The following is a 14,823-nucleotide window of genomic DNA, read 5'->3' as shown; positions in this document are numbered from 1 at the left end:
GCCTTCGTCCGGCACGCCGAGGGCACGCACCGAACACCGCGGGCACCGCACAGGACTTTCAAAACACCCCCTAGTTCCGAGGCGAGGGTGCGGGCTCAGCGGGGCCTTCCCCGGTGCGGCTGACACTCGGGACGAGCCTACGCGCGTGTGTCCCGTTCGCTCATTCCTACGGGCGTTCACCTGTCGGTGGCGTCGTAGCCGCTTAGCGACTCTCACTCCCCGTGACCTGAGACACACTCATCGCGTTCCGGTGAGCCGTCGGCTCGCCGCTTCGCATGATTTCCATGGATCCTCCTCCGATTTACCACAGGAGGATCTTGTGGGGGGAGGACGACACATGGCGCACCGCGCGCTCAGATGGAGAAACACCGCAGCCGCCCTGACGGCCGCGGGATTGTTGACGCTGGGGCTGGGGGTCCCCGGCGCCTCGGCGGCCGTGGAGCCGCGCATCGACCTGAGGGTCCTGGTGGTGGACGACGGCGGCAGCGCAGTCAGGGCCGTCGCGGCCCAACTGCGCAGCACCGGCATCCCGTACACCACCGTCGACCTGGACGATTCGGCACGCCCGGCCGTGACCGAGGCGTTCCTGAGCGACACGGTGGGCGGCCGGCCGCGGGCGAAGTTCCAGGGCGTGGTCCTGCCGAACGAGGCCCCGTTCGGCACCGGCTCCGCCGAGCAGACCGCGCTGGAGACCTACGAGCGGACCTACGGCATCCCGCAGGTCGACGCCTACACCTGGGCGCATCCGGGCGTCGGCCTCGACTACACCACCGAGGGCGGCTGGTCCGGCAGCCTCGACGGGCGCGAGGCCGCCGTCACCGCCGCCGGGAAGTCGACGTACTTCGGCTATCTCGACGGCGCTTTCACCTTCGAGGACAACGCCCCCTCGGTCCAGGAGAGTTACGGCTACGTCGCCCGCCCCCGCGCCGGCTTCACCAGCTATGTCGACGTCCCCGTCCCCGAGGGGACCGGGCGCGGCAGCCTGATCGGCGAGTACGCCCGCGACGGGCGGCGCGAGCTGGTGGTGACCTTCGCCTACAACCAGTACCAGCAGCAGTTCCGGGTCCTCGCCCGGGGCATCGTCGAGTGGCTGACCCAGGGCGTGCACCTCGGGCAGGACCGCAACTACTTCGCGGTGCACGTCGACGACGTCTTCGCCCCCGACGCCCGCTGGGACACCGAGCGCAACTGCACCCCCGGCGACCTCGACTGCGTCGGCGGCGGCGAGGAGACCAACCCGATCCGTATGACGGCCGAGGACGCCGCCTACGCCGCCCAGTGGCAGCGCGCCCAGGGGTTCACGCTGGACATGGTCTACAACGCCGGTTCCGGCGAGGAGTGGAAGACCGAGCACGGCGGCACCGACACGCTCGCCGCACGGCTGCTCGCGGACAAGGCGCAGTACCGCTGGGTCAACCACACCTACAAGCACCCCTTCCTCGGCTGCGTCCAGGACACCTCGACCGTGCCCTGGAGCTGCGCGAAGAACGCCGACGGCTCGACGAAGTACATGAGCCGCTCCGAGATCGCGGCCCAGATCAGCGACAACTACGACTGGGCCGTGTCCCAGGGCCTCCCCATCGACCGCACCGAACTGGTCACCGGCGAGCACTCGGGCCTGAGGACGCTGCCGCAGCAGCCGGACGACAACCCGAACCTGGCCGGCGCCCTCGCGGACAACGGCGTCAAATGGGTCGCCTCGGACAATTCCCGCGAGCCCGAACAGCGTGCGGCGGGCGCCGCCCTGACCGTGCCCCGGCACCCGATGAACGTGTACTACAACACCGGCACCAAGGCCGAGATGGCCGACGAGTACAACTGGATCTACACCTCCGCCGAGGACGGCGGCAGCGGCATCTGTACGACCAACCCCGCCTCCACCTGCCTGGACGCGCCCCTGGACCCGGCCACCGGCTACGACCAGTACATCGTCCCGCAGGAGGCCCGGACCGCCCTCGGTCACGTCGTCAACAACGATCCCCGCCCGCACTACGCCCACCAGTCCAACCTCGCCGAGGACCGGATCCTCTACCCGGTCCTGGAGAAGGTCCTGGCCGACTACCGGGCCTTGTTCGCCGACAACACGCCGGTGGAGAACCTCTCCCAGAAGGCCATCGGTACCGAGCTCCAGCGCCGCACGGCCTGGCGTACGGCGGTGGCGAACGGCCGGGTCACGGCGTACCGCATCGGTACCACCGTCACCGTCAGCGCCCCGTCCGGGACCCAGATCCCGGTGACCGCGCCGGAGGGCACGCGCAAGCAACTGCTCCTCGGCACCACCGTGTTCGGCACGCCGTACGCGGGCGAGCGCTCGGCCTGGGCCACACCGGCCGCGCTCCAGTCCGCACTCACGCTGAAACTGCCGTCGGCGTAAGCCGGCTCGCCGACCCGCGCACCCCGGATCCTGACCGGCCGGGGTGCGCTGTCGGGCCGTAAGACCCGTTCCGCAGGGGGGAACTCACGCATGAGGCGATCGGGCCGTCATGTCACCATGCTCACCGAAGGCACCTATCCGCATGTCCACGGCGGCGTCAGCACCTGGTGCGACCAGCTCGTCAAGGGCATGCCGGAGGTCGACTTCCACGTCGTCTCGCTCACCGGAACCGGCCGTGAACCGGTGACCTGGGAGCTGCCGCCCAACGTCCGCCGGCACGTCACGGTGCCGACCTGGGGACCGCGCCCGGGACGCGGACGCGCCCCCTTCGGCCGGGCCCGCCGCGGCTTCCTCGACTCCTACGAGCGGTTCCTGCTCTCCTTCCTCGACCCCGAGGCCGGCTGCGACTTCGGCGAGGCTCTCTACGAGCTGGCCCGACTCGCCCGAGACGGACGGCTGTCCGCGGCGCTGCGCGGCGAGCCCGCGCTGCGGTCGCTGATGTGGGTCTGGACGATGCCGCATCTGCCGACGGCCGCCGCCGGGCCCACCGTGCACGACGCGCTCACGGCGACCGACCTGCTGGAACATGCCCTGCGCCCGCTGGGTGTGCGGATCCCGGAGGACTCGGTGGCGCACGCGGTGAGCAGCGGCCTGGCCACACTGCCCGCGCTCGCCGCCCGCAAGCTGGACGGCGTACCGTTCCTGCTCACCGAGCACGGCATCTATCTGCGCGAGCGCTACCTCGGTTACCGCAGCGCCGAACAGCGCTGGCCCGTGAAGGCGTTCATGCTCGGCTTCTACCGTGAACTGAATTCACACGGTTACCGGGCAGCCGATCTGATCACACCGTGCAACCAGTACAACCGTCGCTGGGAGGAGCGCGGCGGCGCCGACGTCGACAAGATCCGCACGGTGTACAACGGCGTCGACCCGCACGCCTTCCCGCACGCGGGCCCCGAACCCGAGGTCCCCACCCTCACCTGGTGCGGACGGGTCGACCCCATCAAGGACCTGGAGACCCTGCTCCACGCCTACGCCATGGTCCGCGCCGAACTCCCCGAGACCCGGCTGCGGTTGTTCGGCCCGGTCCCGCCCGGCGGCGAGGCGTACAAGACCAGACTGGAGAAGCTCGCCGCCGAACTCGGCGTCACCGACGGCCTCACCTTCGAGGGTCGCATCAGCGAGGTCTGGCGCGCCTACGCCGCCGGACACGTCGTCATGCTGTCGTCGATCTCCGAGGGCTTCCCGTTCTCGATCATCGAGGCCATGTCCTGCGGCCGTACGACGGTCTCGACGGACGTCGGGGGAGTGCGCGAGGCCGTCGGCGACACGGGCCTCGTCGTCCCGCCGCGCGAGCCGGAGAAGATGGCCGCGGCCGCGCTTGCGCTGCTGAAGGACGACGAACGGCGCCTGAAGCTCGGCGAGTTGTCCCGCCAGCGCGTGATCGACCGGTTCACACTGCGCCGCTCCGTGGACGCCTTCCGGACGATCTACCAGGAGCTCGCCGGTCTGCCCGAGGTGTACGAGCCGACGGTCGAGACCGTCGCCGACTGGACCCTCGAACTGCGTGACCCCTGGTACGAGAAGGTCGCGACGGACGGGACCGACTGGTGAGCGGAAGCCTCTGGATGCCCCCGGGCGCCCGCCCCGACGCCCTGCCCGCGATCCCCCGCCAGCGCACACCGAGCTGGGCGCGGCCCGACCCGGTCGACGAACTGGCCGAACGGCTCGACGACTTCGTAGCCGCCGCCGTCCACCCCGACGAGATCGCCGCGCTCCTGGAGTCGGACGGCCTCTCGGACGACCAGATACGCGAGCGCTACGGCGTCAAGAACTCCTTCGCCCTGGCGGAGGAGCTGTACGAACGGGTGGGCCGCCGCTACCCCGAGCCCGCGGAACCCGCCCACGATCCTTGGCGGGTGGGCCTGCTGGGCTGCCTCCTGCGCGGGATCGTCTTCGCCCTGCCCGGCTTCGGCTACGTCCTGGGCGCACCCCTGCTCGCGGGCCCCAGGGGCGACTTCGGCCTCCCGGCGGGCACGGTCCCCCTGCTGGCCGGCGCCCTGTTCGGCTGGACGTGGAACCAGGGGCTTGCGCATCGCGCGTACACGTGGCTGGGCTTGGGCGACAGGGCGGCGGCCAGGCGCTCGTTGCTGCTGGGCGGGTCGGTGGGGGCGTTGCTGGGTGCTCTCGTCGCCCTGGTCGCGGCAGGTACGGCGGCCCCAACGGCGGTCGCCTTCGCGGCGGGGCAGTCCTGCTACCTGAGCGCGGCAACAGCCCTGTTGGTGATGGGCCGGGAACGCGCCCTGCTGGCGGCGCTGCTGCCGATGACGGCGGGGGCGCTGCTGGCGCTCGTCCATCCCGTACCGCACGCGGCAAGACTCACGCTCCTCCTGGGCTCGCTGACCGCGGTGGCCGTTCTCGGCCTCCGCGAGGTGGCGCCCCAGGGGCGCGGGGCTGCATCTGATATGCGGCCACCGCCGCGTGGGCGCGCTCGGCCACAACGCGCCCGCAACCGCCGGACGACAAGGGGCCCCCACCTCTTGGGCTCCCTCCCCTACGCCTGCTTCGGCCTCGGCACCGGCGTCCTCGTCGTCTACGCGGCCCTCGGCGACGTACTCGCGGGCGACGAGCCCTCCGCCGTAGCCGCCCCAGCCGCCGTGGCCCTGACTCTCAGCATGGGTCCCGCCGAATGGCTCCTCTACCGCTTCCGCAGCGGCAGCCTCGCCGGTCTGCGCGCGGCCGGCACCCCAAAAGCGTTCCGGCGGACGACGTCCCGCACGGTCGTCGCATGCCTCGCCGCCTACCTGGCCGCCCTGCTCGCCCTCGACCTCGTCACCGCCGCCCTGTGGCCGCGCGCCCCCGGCCTCACCGCCATCCGGCTGGCCGCCCTGCTCCTGCTCGGCGTGGTGATGTGGACGGGCCTGCTGCTCCAGTCGTTCGGCGCGGTGATCGGCGCCGCCCTGATCTGCGTCCTGGCCGCCCTCGTCCAGACGTTCGCCCTGCTCACCCACACCGGCGGCCCGCACACCGTGGGCGTGGCGGTGTACGGCGCGGCGGCCGCGGCGCAGTGCGCCCTGGTGTGCGTCCTGCTGGGAAGGGCAACCGCCCACAGATGAGCAGCTTGTTGGTCCCGTACTACGAACACCCCGCCGTCCGCCCGGCCGAGTGGGACGCGATCGTCGCCGCCGCGCCCCGCCTGTACGGCGTGATCCTCAACCCGTCCAGCGGCCCCGGCGACCGCCCCGACCCGGCCTTCGCCGAACTCGCCGCCCGGCTGCGGTCGGCGCAGGTCGCAATCCTCGGCTACACGGACACGGCGTACGGCCGGCGACCGCACGCCGACGTGGTCCGCGACCTCACCCGCCACCGCGACTGGTACGGCACGGATGGTGTGTTCCTCGACCAAGTGGCCTCGGGACACGCGGAGTTCGCGTACTACCGTCAGCTGGCCTCGGTGACCCGCGGTCCGCTCGTCCTCAACCACGGCACCCCACCCCACCCCTCCTACGCACGCCTCGCCGACGTGCTGGTCACCTTCGAGGGACCCTGGTCGACGTACCGCGAAACACCCCCGCAGCCGGTCTCCTACGGCGCGGGGGTGCGCGTATGCCATCTGCTGTACGGCGTCCCGGCCGGCGTCGACGCGGGGCGGGCGGCGCGGGCGCGCGGGGCCACGGTGCACTGTGCGGTGCCCGGAGTGGGAGATCATCCCTGGGGTACGTTGCCGCACGCCCTGGAGCCCGCCCGGTGAGACGCCTTTACGCGCTGGCCGCCCTGTTCACCCTGCTGCTCGCGGGCTGCACGACCGCCTCCGACGGCAAGTCGCCGGATGCCCGCTGGCAGCCCGGCCCCGGCCTGGACTGGCAGTGGCAGCTGAGCGGCCGCCTGGACACGTCCGTGGACGTGCCGGTCTACGACATCGACGGCTTCGACCACTCGGAGCGCACGGTGGCGGGCCTGCACCAGGACGGCCGCAAGGTGATCTGCTATCTCTCCACCGGCGCCTGGGAGGACTTCCGCCCGGACGCGGAGGAGTTCCCCGACGAGGTGCTGGGCCGCGGCAACGGCTGGGAGGGCGAGCGCTGGCTGGACATCCGCCGTACGGACGTACTGGAACCCTTGATGGCGGACCGTCTCGACATGTGCCGGGACAAGGGCTTCGACGCGGTCGAGCCGGACAACATGGACGGCTACCGCAACCGCACCGGCTTCCCGCTCACGGCCCGTGACCAGCTCCGCTACAACCGTCTGATCGCGAAACTGGCCCATGACCGGGGCCTCGCCGTCGGCCTGAAGAACGACCTGGACCAGATCCCGGAACTGGTCGGCGACTTCGACTTCGCGGTGAACGAGCAGTGCGCGCAGTACGGGGAGTGCGGCGCGCTGAAGCCGTTCATCGACGCGGGCAAGGCGGTCTTCCATGTGGAGTACGAACTGCCGACGAGCCGCTTCTGCCCCGGCTCCCGTCGGCTGGGGCTGAGCTCACAGCTGAAGAAGTACGAGCTGGGAGTCTGGCGCGAGGCCTGTTAGAGCCCGAGGGTCAGCACGACGAGCGCCGTGGTGGCGGCGGTCTCCGCGACCCCGCCGAAGACATCACCGGTGACCCCGCCGAAGCGGCGGACACAGCGGCGCAGAAGGAGTTCGGCGAGGCCGAGGGCCGCGAGAACGGCGAGGGCGGTGCGTACGACGTCGTCGGCGCCCAGGAGCGCCCCGGTGGCCCCCGCGGCCACGGCGACGGCGCCGGTCACGGCCACCGCCGACCGCACCGGCACCACCCCGGCGACGGCGGCGCCGAGCCCCTCGGGACGCGCGGCGGGCACCCCGGCACGGGCGGCGAGGGTGAGCGCGAGGCGGGCGGCGACGGCCGAGACGAGGGCGGCGAGGGCACCCCGGGCCCAGGAGTCGTCGTACAGCTGCGCGAGGGCGGCGACCTGGGAGAGCAGGACGAAGAGGAGGGTGATGACGCCGAAGGGCCCGATGTCCGACTGCTTCATGATCCGCAGGGCGTCCTCGGCGGGCTTCCCGCTGCCGAGCCCGTCGGCGGTGTCGGCGAGCCCGTCGAGATGCAGACCACGGGTGAGCAGGGCGGGCACGGCGGCGGAGGCGACGGCGGCGAGCAGCGCCCCGGTCCCCAGGAACAGCAACAGCAGCCCGAGGGCCGCGGCGGACCCCCCGACGAGCACCCCCACGAGGGGAGCGCCGAGCATGCCCCCACGCGCGGAGTCCCGATCCCACCGCTCCACCTTGACGGGGAGAACGGTGAGGGTGCCGAAGGCGAAACGGAGACCGTGCGCGGAGGGGGTTATGAACACGCCGGAAGGTTACGTCAGCCGGAACGAGCCGGAAGGTTACGTCAGCCGGAACGAGCCGGAACATTACGTCAGCCAGCCCAACCCCGGCCGCGCCCGCAGGCCACCCCGGGCAGACTCACCACCATGGGGCACTGGCTGAACCGCAACGTCATCGAACCGGGCAAACTGCCCCTCCTGCTCGCCCTGACCTCCTTCGTCCTCACCTTCGTCATCACCCGAGTGGTCACCCGCCTCATCCGCGCGGGCAAGGGCCCCTTCGGCAACGTCAAGGCCGGCGGTCTGCACATCCACCATGTCGTGCCCGGCGTGGTCCTCACCGTCGTCGGCGGCTTCGGCGCGGTGGGGAGCAGCCGTCACGGCTTCGGCGCGGCCCTGTGCGCCGTGGTCTTCGGCATCGGGGCAGGGCTGGTCCTCGACGAGTTCGCGCTGATCGTGCACCTGGACGACGTCTACTGGACCGAGGAGGGCCGCCGGAGCGTCGAGGTGGTCGTGCTCACCGCCGCCCTCGTCGGCCTGGTCCTCTCCGGCTTCGCGCCCTTCGGCGTCAACGACCTCAGCGACGACGAGCTCCAGGACCGCGGCAGCGTGATCTGGACCGTCGCCGTGAACTTCCTCTTCTCGCTCGTGGCCCTGTCCAAGGGCAAGGCCCGTCTGGCCGTCTTCGGCGTGATCGTCCCCGTCATCGCCCTGGTCGGCGCCATCCGCCTGGCCCGCCCCGACTCCCCCTGGTCCCGACGCTTCTACGGCCGCCGCCCCCGCGCCCGCGCCAGATCCGCGCTGCGCGCCGTCCGCCACGACAAACGCTGGGCGGGCCCCAGCCGCAAGCTCCAGGACTGGATCGGCGGCAAGCCGGACCCGGACCCGAACCGCTCCCTGGACCGCCACTGACGGACAGACGACCGGAGGAGTCCTGGGCGCCAAATCTCACACCTCAGACATACCCGGCGATTCATCCTCGGCTTTCTCGTCGGTCTTCTCGTCGGCTTTCTCGTCGGCCTCCGGAATCTCCGGCAGCTCCGCCGCCAGCGCCGCCGCGGCCTGCACCATCGGCAGGGCCAGCAGTGCCCCCGCGCCTTCCCCGACCTTCACGCCCTGCATGAGCAGCGGCTCCAGGGCCATACGGTCCAGCGCCTTCGCCTGTCCGGGCTCCCCGCTGTCGTGCGCCGCCAGCCACCAGTCCGGGGCCCGGAACGCCACCCGCTGCCCCACCAGCGCACATGCGGCCACCACGACCCCGTCCAGGATCACCGGCATCTTCCGCACCGCGCTCTGCAGCAGGAAGCCCGTGATCGCGGCGAGGTCGGCCCCGCCCACCGTCGCCAGCAGCTGCAACTGGTCCCCGAGCACCGGCCGGGCCCGCCGCAGTGCGTCCCGGATCGCCGCGCACTTGCGCATCCAGGCCAGGTCGTCGATGGCCAGCCCGCCGCGCCCGGTCACCACGGAGGCGTCGGTCCCGCACAGCGCGGCGACCAGTACACCGGCCGCCGTCGTGCCGCCCACGCTGACATCGCCGAGCACGACCAGATCCGTACCGGAATCGGCCTCCTCGTCGGCGATCGCGACCCCGGCCCGGAACGCCGCCTCCGCCTCCTCCGGCGTCAGCGCGTCCTCGATGTCGATCCGCCCGCTGCCGCGCCGCACCCGATGCCGTACGACGTCCTCGGGCAGTGTCTCGGGGTCGCAGTCCAGGCCCATGTCCACGATCCGCACCGGAACACCCAGCCGCCGCGCGAGCACCGACACCGGCCGGCCGCCCTCCAGGACGTCCCGCACCAACTGCCCTGCGCTGCCCGCAGGGCGCGCCGAGACGCCCAGCTCGGCGATCCCGTGGTCACCGGCGAAGAGCACCACCCGCGGCCGTTCGACCGGCCGCACCGGCACGGCGCCCTGCGCCGCCGCCAGCCACTCACCCAGGTCGTCGAGGCGGCCCAGCGACCCGGGCGGCACGATCTGACGCTCCCGGCGCGCCTCCGAGTCGCGGCGCACCCCGCCGTCGGGGCGCTCGATCAGATCGGTGAAGTCGTCGAGATTAAGCGAGCTCATTCGCCGAACAGTACCGGCACCGGTCGAACGGAACGCGGCCACATCGCCACCACATCGTTGCGCCCAAGATCGCGATCCCATACGTTCCGTTTTGCAGCGGAATGTCGTATGTATCTCGCGCCCGGAGCCGCCCATGTCCGCACGCAGTGCCGCCTACCTCGCCGAACTCGCCCTGAGAACGGACCACTCCCACGAACCGCGCCGCGAAGAGTGCCCCTGGTGCGGCTCGAAACGCCTGCTCACGTCGGACCGGTTCCCGCTCGACCAGTGCCGCGACTGTGCCCACGCCTTCCAGAACCCCGGCCTCACCCCTCCCCCCGAAAGCGAGGTGAGTGAACGGCGCCTGCTCGCCACGGCCCGCGCGCTGCTGCCCTTCGGTGAACCGGAGAGCTGGCTGGACATCGGCACCGGCGAGGGCGCGTTCCCGGCGGCGGCGCGGAAGCTGTTCCCCTACACGTCCTTCGACGGCGTCGACCCCACGGCCCGCATCGAGAAGGCCCGAGCCGTCGGACACGTCGAGGAGGCGTACGTCGGCGACCTGACCAACCCCCACCTCACGGCCCACCTCCGCGGCCGCTACGACGTCGTCAGCCTCCTGCGCCACCTCACGCACACCCCGAACCCCCGAGCGCAACTGCGAGCAGCCCTGACGGCCCTGCGCCCGGGCGCCCATCTGCTCCTCGAACTCCCCGATCCCCACAGCGCGTTCGCGAAGCTGCTGGGCCGCTGGTGGTACGCCCGCACCCGGCCCCGGCATCTCATCCCCCTGGAGAACATCCGCACGGAACTGGAGTTCCAGGGGTGCGGGATCATCAAGGCGAGCCGAATGCCGTTCTCGAACGGGTACAGAATCATCGCCCGCAGAGAGCCGGCCTAGAAGTGTCCTGAAGATCTTGCTTGGGCCGCCCCGATCGCCCAGGTTCGCCCGCAAAGGTCGATCAGGGCAATCCGGTGCAAGTCGGGCGGGTTTTCAAGATTCTCAGTGGTCTCCTAGCCCGTCACCCCCGCAACGCCACCGCCTGCCCCGCCACCACCAGCAGCACGTGCTCGCACTCACCCGCGAAGGACGCGTTCAGCCGCCCCAGTTCATCCCGGTACCGTCGCCCCGACGCGGTCGCCGGCACGATGCCGGACCCCACCTCGTTCGACACGGCCACCACGGTCCGCCGGGTCGACCGCACCGCCTCCGTCAACTCCCGCACCCGTTCCCTGAGCGCCCGTTCCCCGCCGTCCGCCCACACCGCGTCGTCCCACGCCCCGACCGAGTCCATCGCGTCCGTCAGCCACAGCGACAGACAGTCGATCAGCAACGGCGCCCCGTCCTCCGCCAGCAGCGGCACCAGGTCGCAGGTCTCCGTCGTCCGCCAGGACCCCGGCCGCCGCTCCCGGTGCGCCGCCACCCGGGCCGTCCACTCGGTGTCCCCGCCGCGCAGCCCGCCGGTGGCGACGTAGAGCACGTCCGGGAACGCCTCCAGGCGCCGCTCCGCCTCCACCGACTTCCCGGACCGGGCCCCGCCCAGCACCAGCGTCCGCCGCGGCACGTCCGGCACGTCCTCGTACGCCCCCACCACCAACGTCGTCCCGTCCGGCACGGCCCGCGCCCCCAAGGAGGCGAGCCGCCGGCGCACCTCGCCCCCGGACGGAACGTCATGGTCCAGATGTACGGCGATGACATCCGTCGTGGCCCGGATCGCCCCCACCGCCCGCAACCGAGCGAGCGCGTCGGGCCGCCCCATGACATCGGCGACGACCATGTCGTACGTCCCGATGTCCCCGTCCTCGATCCCGGCGGGCGCGCTCCCGGGCGGCAGATACAGCAACCGCTGCCCACCGGGCCCGGTCACCGCGTACCCCGTACCCCCCGCGTCCATGGCCATGGCCCGCACCCGATGCCCCGTCAACAGAGCCAGCTCCCGCCCGTCCGGCACCCGCCCCGGCGCGGGCAGCCCGGCGGGCACCTCGACGGCGGGACCGTCATGCGGATGCGACAACAACACCTGCCGCACCCCGCCCAGCGACCGCCCGGCCCGCGCGGCGGCGAACGCCGCACCGGGCGTCAGATCCAGCAGCAGCGATCCGTCCACGAGCAGCGCGGTAGCGGCCCGCGCGTCCACCCCGAGGGCGGTGGCGCAGACCGCGCAGGGACATTCGGGCCGGGGGAGGCCGGCCGGGGCTCCGGTGCCGAGCAGTGTCAGTTCCACGGACCTGATTTTCGCCTGTCCGCGCAGCTCTTGCGCATCCGGCTAGGCTGCGGGCGGGAGCCCGACCAAGATCCGGGTTCCGCTCTGCATGTGCTCACACTTGGGAGGCGTACATGGCGGCATGGACTTGGCGGTTCGAGAAGGCCGACGGAACGGAGGCCGCCCCCGCGGTCGAGCCCGAGGAGTTCACCACGCAAGGAGACGCCGAGTCCTGGATCGGCGAGGTCTGGAAGGAACTGCTCGCCGGCGGCATCGACCAGGTACGCCTGTTCGAGGACGCGACCGAGATCTACGGCCCCATGAGCCTGCACGCCGAAGAGGCGTAAGAGGCGGGCAGGGGTGGCCGTACGAGACAGGCCGCCCCTCGCTCAGCCCCGCACCCCGCACAGATGCAGCAGCGCCGCCGTACCGCGGTAGGGATCCGTCCGGCCCGCCCGCTCCTCGGCCGCCAGCAGCAGCTCCAGGTCGGCCGGGATCTCCGCGTCGTCCGCCGCCGTGTCCGTGAAGACCCGCACCCCGTACCAGGCGTGCAGCGGGGCGCCGATGCCGGCGAGCGTCGCGGTGAGGGTGGCGAGGCGGTCCGCCCGGACGTCCAGGCCCAGGCGGATGGGGGTCCCCCCGTTCGGGTCTGTTCGAGAGTGGGGGAGGTAGGCGGTGGTGTCGAAGGAGGCCAGGGCGCCGGACCAGTCGCCGGACAGGCCCGGGCGCATCGCCAGCGCGTCGCCGTTGCGGACCAGCAGCGAGAGCAGCCCGCCCGGGGCGAGCATCCGGGCCAGACCCGCCAGCAGCGGGTCGGGCTCCTCGACGTACATGAGTACGCCATGACAGAGCACCACATCGAAGCTGCCCGGCAGGAAGTGCACACCGGTGTCCCGGCCGTCGCCCTCGATGATCCGCATCCGCTCACGGATCCCGTCCGGCTCGCACGCCAGCGACTGCCGCGCCGCGGCGATCATCTTCGCGTCCTGCTCCAGACCGGTCACCTGATGCCCGGCCCGCGCCAGGCGCAGCGCCTGGGTGCCCTGGCCCATACCGACGTCGAGAATCCTCAGGCGCCGCCCGACGGGGTAGCGCCCGGCTATCTGCTCATCGAGCTGCCGGGCCACCAGCTCCCGCCGTACGACGTCCCGCAGTCCGCCCAGCCTGCTCAGCCAGGCATCCGCCGCGCCCCCGGAGAACGGCGTCGTGCTCAGGGCCGCTCCCCGCGCTTGACCTGCGGCTTGGGCAGCCGGAGCCGGCGCATCTGGAGGGAGCGCATCAGGGCGTAGGCGACCGCGCCGCGCTTGTTCTCGTCCGGGTAGCGCTCGTTCAGCTGCTTCTTCATGCGGTAACCGGTGACGATCGAGTCGAGCACGATCAGCACGATCACGACGAGCCACAGCAGCAGCGCGATGCTCTGCAGCGCGCCCACCCGGACCATGCTCAGCACGAGGATGATCACGGCCATCGGGAGGAAGAACTCCGCGACGTTGAAGCGCGAGTCGACGAAGTCGCGGGCGAAGCGGCGCACCGGGCCCTTGTCACGGGCCGGGAGATACCGCTCGTCGCCGCTCGCCAGCGCCTCCCGCTGGCGCGACAGCGCCTGGCGGCGCTCCTCGCGGGACCGCTTGGCGGCCGCCTTGCGCGTGGTCGGCGTATTGGCGACGCTGCGCCGCTGGGACTGGGCCTCACTGCGCTTGGGCGTGGGCCTGCCCTTCGGGGCCTGCGGGTCGCGGGGCTGATTGGAGTCGGTCAGGGGCGCCTTGTCGGCGACCGATGCCTTCTCATCCTTGGCACGGCTACGGAACACAAAACCCAAGGGTACGGGGTCCTCGCGCATGGACCCCAGTCCGGTGGGGAACGAATCGGCAACACCAGTCGTCATGTAGGGGACAGAGGGGACGTTGCATCCGTTTCCGGGAACCCCGGGGAACACCTACTCCCTACGCCGGAGCCGGAGCGTACGCAGTCGTCCTTGGGGATGAGCGCATCCGTCCCCGAACAGTGCGGTAATGGATGCAGGGCCCGTACTGTGGGTCTGTCGCAGGAGCTGGAGCTGGAGTCCGTCAGAAGGGGGCGCGCGAAGCCCATGAGCGGTGTCATGAAGCGTATGGGGATGATCTTCCGCGCGAAGGCGAACAAGGCCCTTGACCGGGCCGAGGACCCGCGCGAGACCCTCGATTACTCGTACCAGAAGCAGCTGGAACTGCTCCAGAAGGTGCGCCGCGGAGTCGCGGACGTCGCCACCAGCCGCAAGCGCCTGGAGCTCCAGCTCAATCAGCTGCAGTCGCAGTCGTCCAAGCTGGAGGACCAGGGCCGCAAGGCGCTCGCGCTGGGCCGTGAGGACCTGGCCCGTGAGGCGCTGTCCCGGCGCGCGGCACTCCAGCAGCAGGTGACCGACCTGGAGACGCAGCACGCGACGCTCCAGGGCGAGGAGGAGAAGCTCACCCTCGCGGCCCAGCGGCTCCAGGCCAAGGTCGACGCCTTCCGTACGAAGAAGGAGACCATCAAGGCCACCTACACCGCGGCCCAGGCGCAGACCCGGATCGGCGAGGCCTTCTCCGGCATCTCCGAGGAGATGGGCGACGTCGGCCTGGCCATTCAGCGCGCCGAGGACAAGACCGCCCAGCTCCAGGCCCGGGCCGGCGCCATCGACGAACTTCTCGCCTCGGGCGCCCTGGACGACCAGTCCGGTATGCACAGGGACGACATCCAGGCCGAGCTGGACCGGCTCTCCGGTGGTACGGATGTAGAGCTGGAGCTGCAGCGCATGAAGGCGGAGCTGGCTGGGGGCACTTCCTCCGGTGGCAAGCAGGCCATCGAGGGCGGCTCGGGCCAGACGCAGCCGGACCAGCAGCAGCCGCAGGACACCCCGCGCTTCGACAAGCAGTAGGGCCCACGCCTAGGAGGGCGA

At 71.7% G+C, this 14,823-nt stretch carries 14 protein-coding genes; 9 read left to right on the top strand and 5 right to left on the bottom strand.

Annotated features, from left to right (window positions below):
• The first annotated feature begins 337 nt into the window (after positions 1 to 337).
• From RMT89_RS35425 to RMT89_RS35405, 5 genes are all read left to right on the top strand, one after another.
• Positions 338 to 2,374, top strand: coding sequence for a hypothetical protein (locus tag RMT89_RS35425; RefSeq protein ID WP_315887860.1), 2,037 nt, complete (start codon positions 338 to 340; stop codon positions 2,372 to 2,374).
• Between the two features lie 90 nt (positions 2,375 to 2,464).
• On the top strand, positions 2,465 to 3,988 hold the full coding sequence (gene pelF, locus RMT89_RS35420; RefSeq protein ID WP_315887859.1) for a GT4 family glycosyltransferase PelF: 1,524 nt from the start codon (positions 2,465 to 2,467) through the stop codon (positions 3,986 to 3,988).
• Positions 3,985 to 5,490 (top strand): hypothetical protein, encoded by a 1,506-nt coding sequence (locus RMT89_RS35415; RefSeq protein WP_315887858.1) that lies wholly within the window; start codon positions 3,985 to 3,987, stop codon positions 5,488 to 5,490. The genes pelF and RMT89_RS35415 overlap by 4 nt, the downstream gene beginning before the upstream one ends.
• Positions 5,487 to 6,125: a spherulation-specific family 4 protein gene (locus tag RMT89_RS35410; protein ID WP_315887857.1), complete on the top strand. Its 639-nt coding sequence runs from the start codon at positions 5,487 to 5,489 to the stop codon at positions 6,123 to 6,125. Before RMT89_RS35415 ends, RMT89_RS35410 begins: the two co-directional genes overlap by 4 nt.
• Positions 6,122 to 6,904 carry an endo alpha-1,4 polygalactosaminidase gene (locus RMT89_RS35405; RefSeq protein ID WP_315887856.1) on the top strand — a complete coding sequence of 261 codons (783 nt, stop codon included), beginning with the start codon at positions 6,122 to 6,124 and terminating at the stop codon, positions 6,902 to 6,904. Before RMT89_RS35410 ends, RMT89_RS35405 begins: the two co-directional genes overlap by 4 nt.
• Here the strand turns inward: RMT89_RS35405 and RMT89_RS35400 are convergent.
• Positions 6,901 to 7,686, bottom strand: a complete 786-nt coding sequence (locus RMT89_RS35400; RefSeq protein WP_315887855.1) for an adenosylcobinamide-GDP ribazoletransferase — start codon at positions 7,684 to 7,686, stop codon at positions 6,901 to 6,903. The genes RMT89_RS35405 and RMT89_RS35400 overlap by 4 nt on opposite strands.
• Positions 7,687 to 7,809: 123 nt before the next feature.
• Here RMT89_RS35400 and RMT89_RS35395 point away from each other — a divergent pair, with 123 nt between their 5' ends.
• Complete coding sequence (locus RMT89_RS35395; RefSeq protein WP_315887854.1) at positions 7,810 to 8,574, top strand: hypothetical protein; 765 nt, start codon at positions 7,810 to 7,812, stop codon at positions 8,572 to 8,574.
• A gap of 36 nt (positions 8,575 to 8,610) precedes the next feature.
• On the opposite strand, the gene cobT is transcribed toward RMT89_RS35395, so the two are convergent.
• On the bottom strand, positions 8,611 to 9,729 hold the full coding sequence (gene cobT, locus RMT89_RS35390; protein WP_315887853.1) for a nicotinate-nucleotide--dimethylbenzimidazole phosphoribosyltransferase: 1,119 nt from the start codon (positions 9,727 to 9,729) through the stop codon (positions 8,611 to 8,613).
• 133 nt (positions 9,730 to 9,862) lie between these two features.
• On the opposite strand from cobT, the gene RMT89_RS35385 reads away from it, so the two are divergent.
• Positions 9,863 to 10,606, top strand: coding sequence for a class I SAM-dependent methyltransferase (locus RMT89_RS35385; protein ID WP_315887852.1), 744 nt, complete (start codon positions 9,863 to 9,865; stop codon positions 10,604 to 10,606).
• Positions 10,607 to 10,727: 121 nt separating this feature from the next.
• Here the strand turns inward: RMT89_RS35385 and RMT89_RS35380 are convergent, their stop codons facing one another.
• Positions 10,728 to 11,930 (bottom strand): bifunctional adenosylcobinamide kinase/adenosylcobinamide-phosphate guanylyltransferase, encoded by a 1,203-nt coding sequence (locus tag RMT89_RS35380; RefSeq protein ID WP_315887851.1) that lies wholly within the window; start codon positions 11,928 to 11,930, stop codon positions 10,728 to 10,730.
• A 113-nt stretch (positions 11,931 to 12,043) separates the two neighbouring features.
• Between RMT89_RS35380 and RMT89_RS35375 the strand changes: the two genes are divergently transcribed.
• The gene (locus RMT89_RS35375; RefSeq protein ID WP_315887850.1) at positions 12,044 to 12,256 is read left to right on the top strand and encodes a hypothetical protein; all 213 of its coding nucleotides are present in this window, start codon (positions 12,044 to 12,046) and stop codon (positions 12,254 to 12,256) included.
• Positions 12,257 to 12,298: 42 nt separating this feature from the next.
• Here the strand turns inward: RMT89_RS35375 and RMT89_RS35370 are convergent, their stop codons facing one another.
• Both RMT89_RS35370 and RMT89_RS35365 read right to left on the bottom strand, forming a co-directional pair.
• Positions 12,299 to 13,036, bottom strand: a complete 738-nt coding sequence (locus tag RMT89_RS35370) for a methyltransferase domain-containing protein (protein WP_315887849.1) — start codon at positions 13,034 to 13,036, stop codon at positions 12,299 to 12,301.
• Between the two features lie 83 nt (positions 13,037 to 13,119).
• The gene (locus RMT89_RS35365; RefSeq protein WP_315887848.1) at positions 13,120 to 13,794 is read right to left on the bottom strand and encodes a DUF3043 domain-containing protein; all 675 of its coding nucleotides are present in this window, start codon (positions 13,792 to 13,794) and stop codon (positions 13,120 to 13,122) included.
• A gap of 216 nt (positions 13,795 to 14,010) precedes the next feature.
• On the opposite strand from RMT89_RS35365, the gene RMT89_RS35360 reads away from it, so the two are divergent.
• On the top strand, positions 14,011 to 14,802 hold the full coding sequence (locus RMT89_RS35360; protein WP_399498581.1) for a PspA/IM30 family protein: 792 nt from the start codon (positions 14,011 to 14,013) through the stop codon (positions 14,800 to 14,802).
• The last annotated feature ends 21 nt before the right edge of the window (positions 14,803 to 14,823 follow it).

It is taken from the genome of Streptomyces sp. P17 (genome assembly GCF_032436805.1).
In the GTDB taxonomy this organism is placed as follows: Bacteria; Actinomycetota; Actinomycetes; order Streptomycetales; family Streptomycetaceae; genus Streptomyces.
Note: the sequence above shows the minus strand (reverse complement) of the source record. Positions and strands in the feature narration are given on the sequence as shown.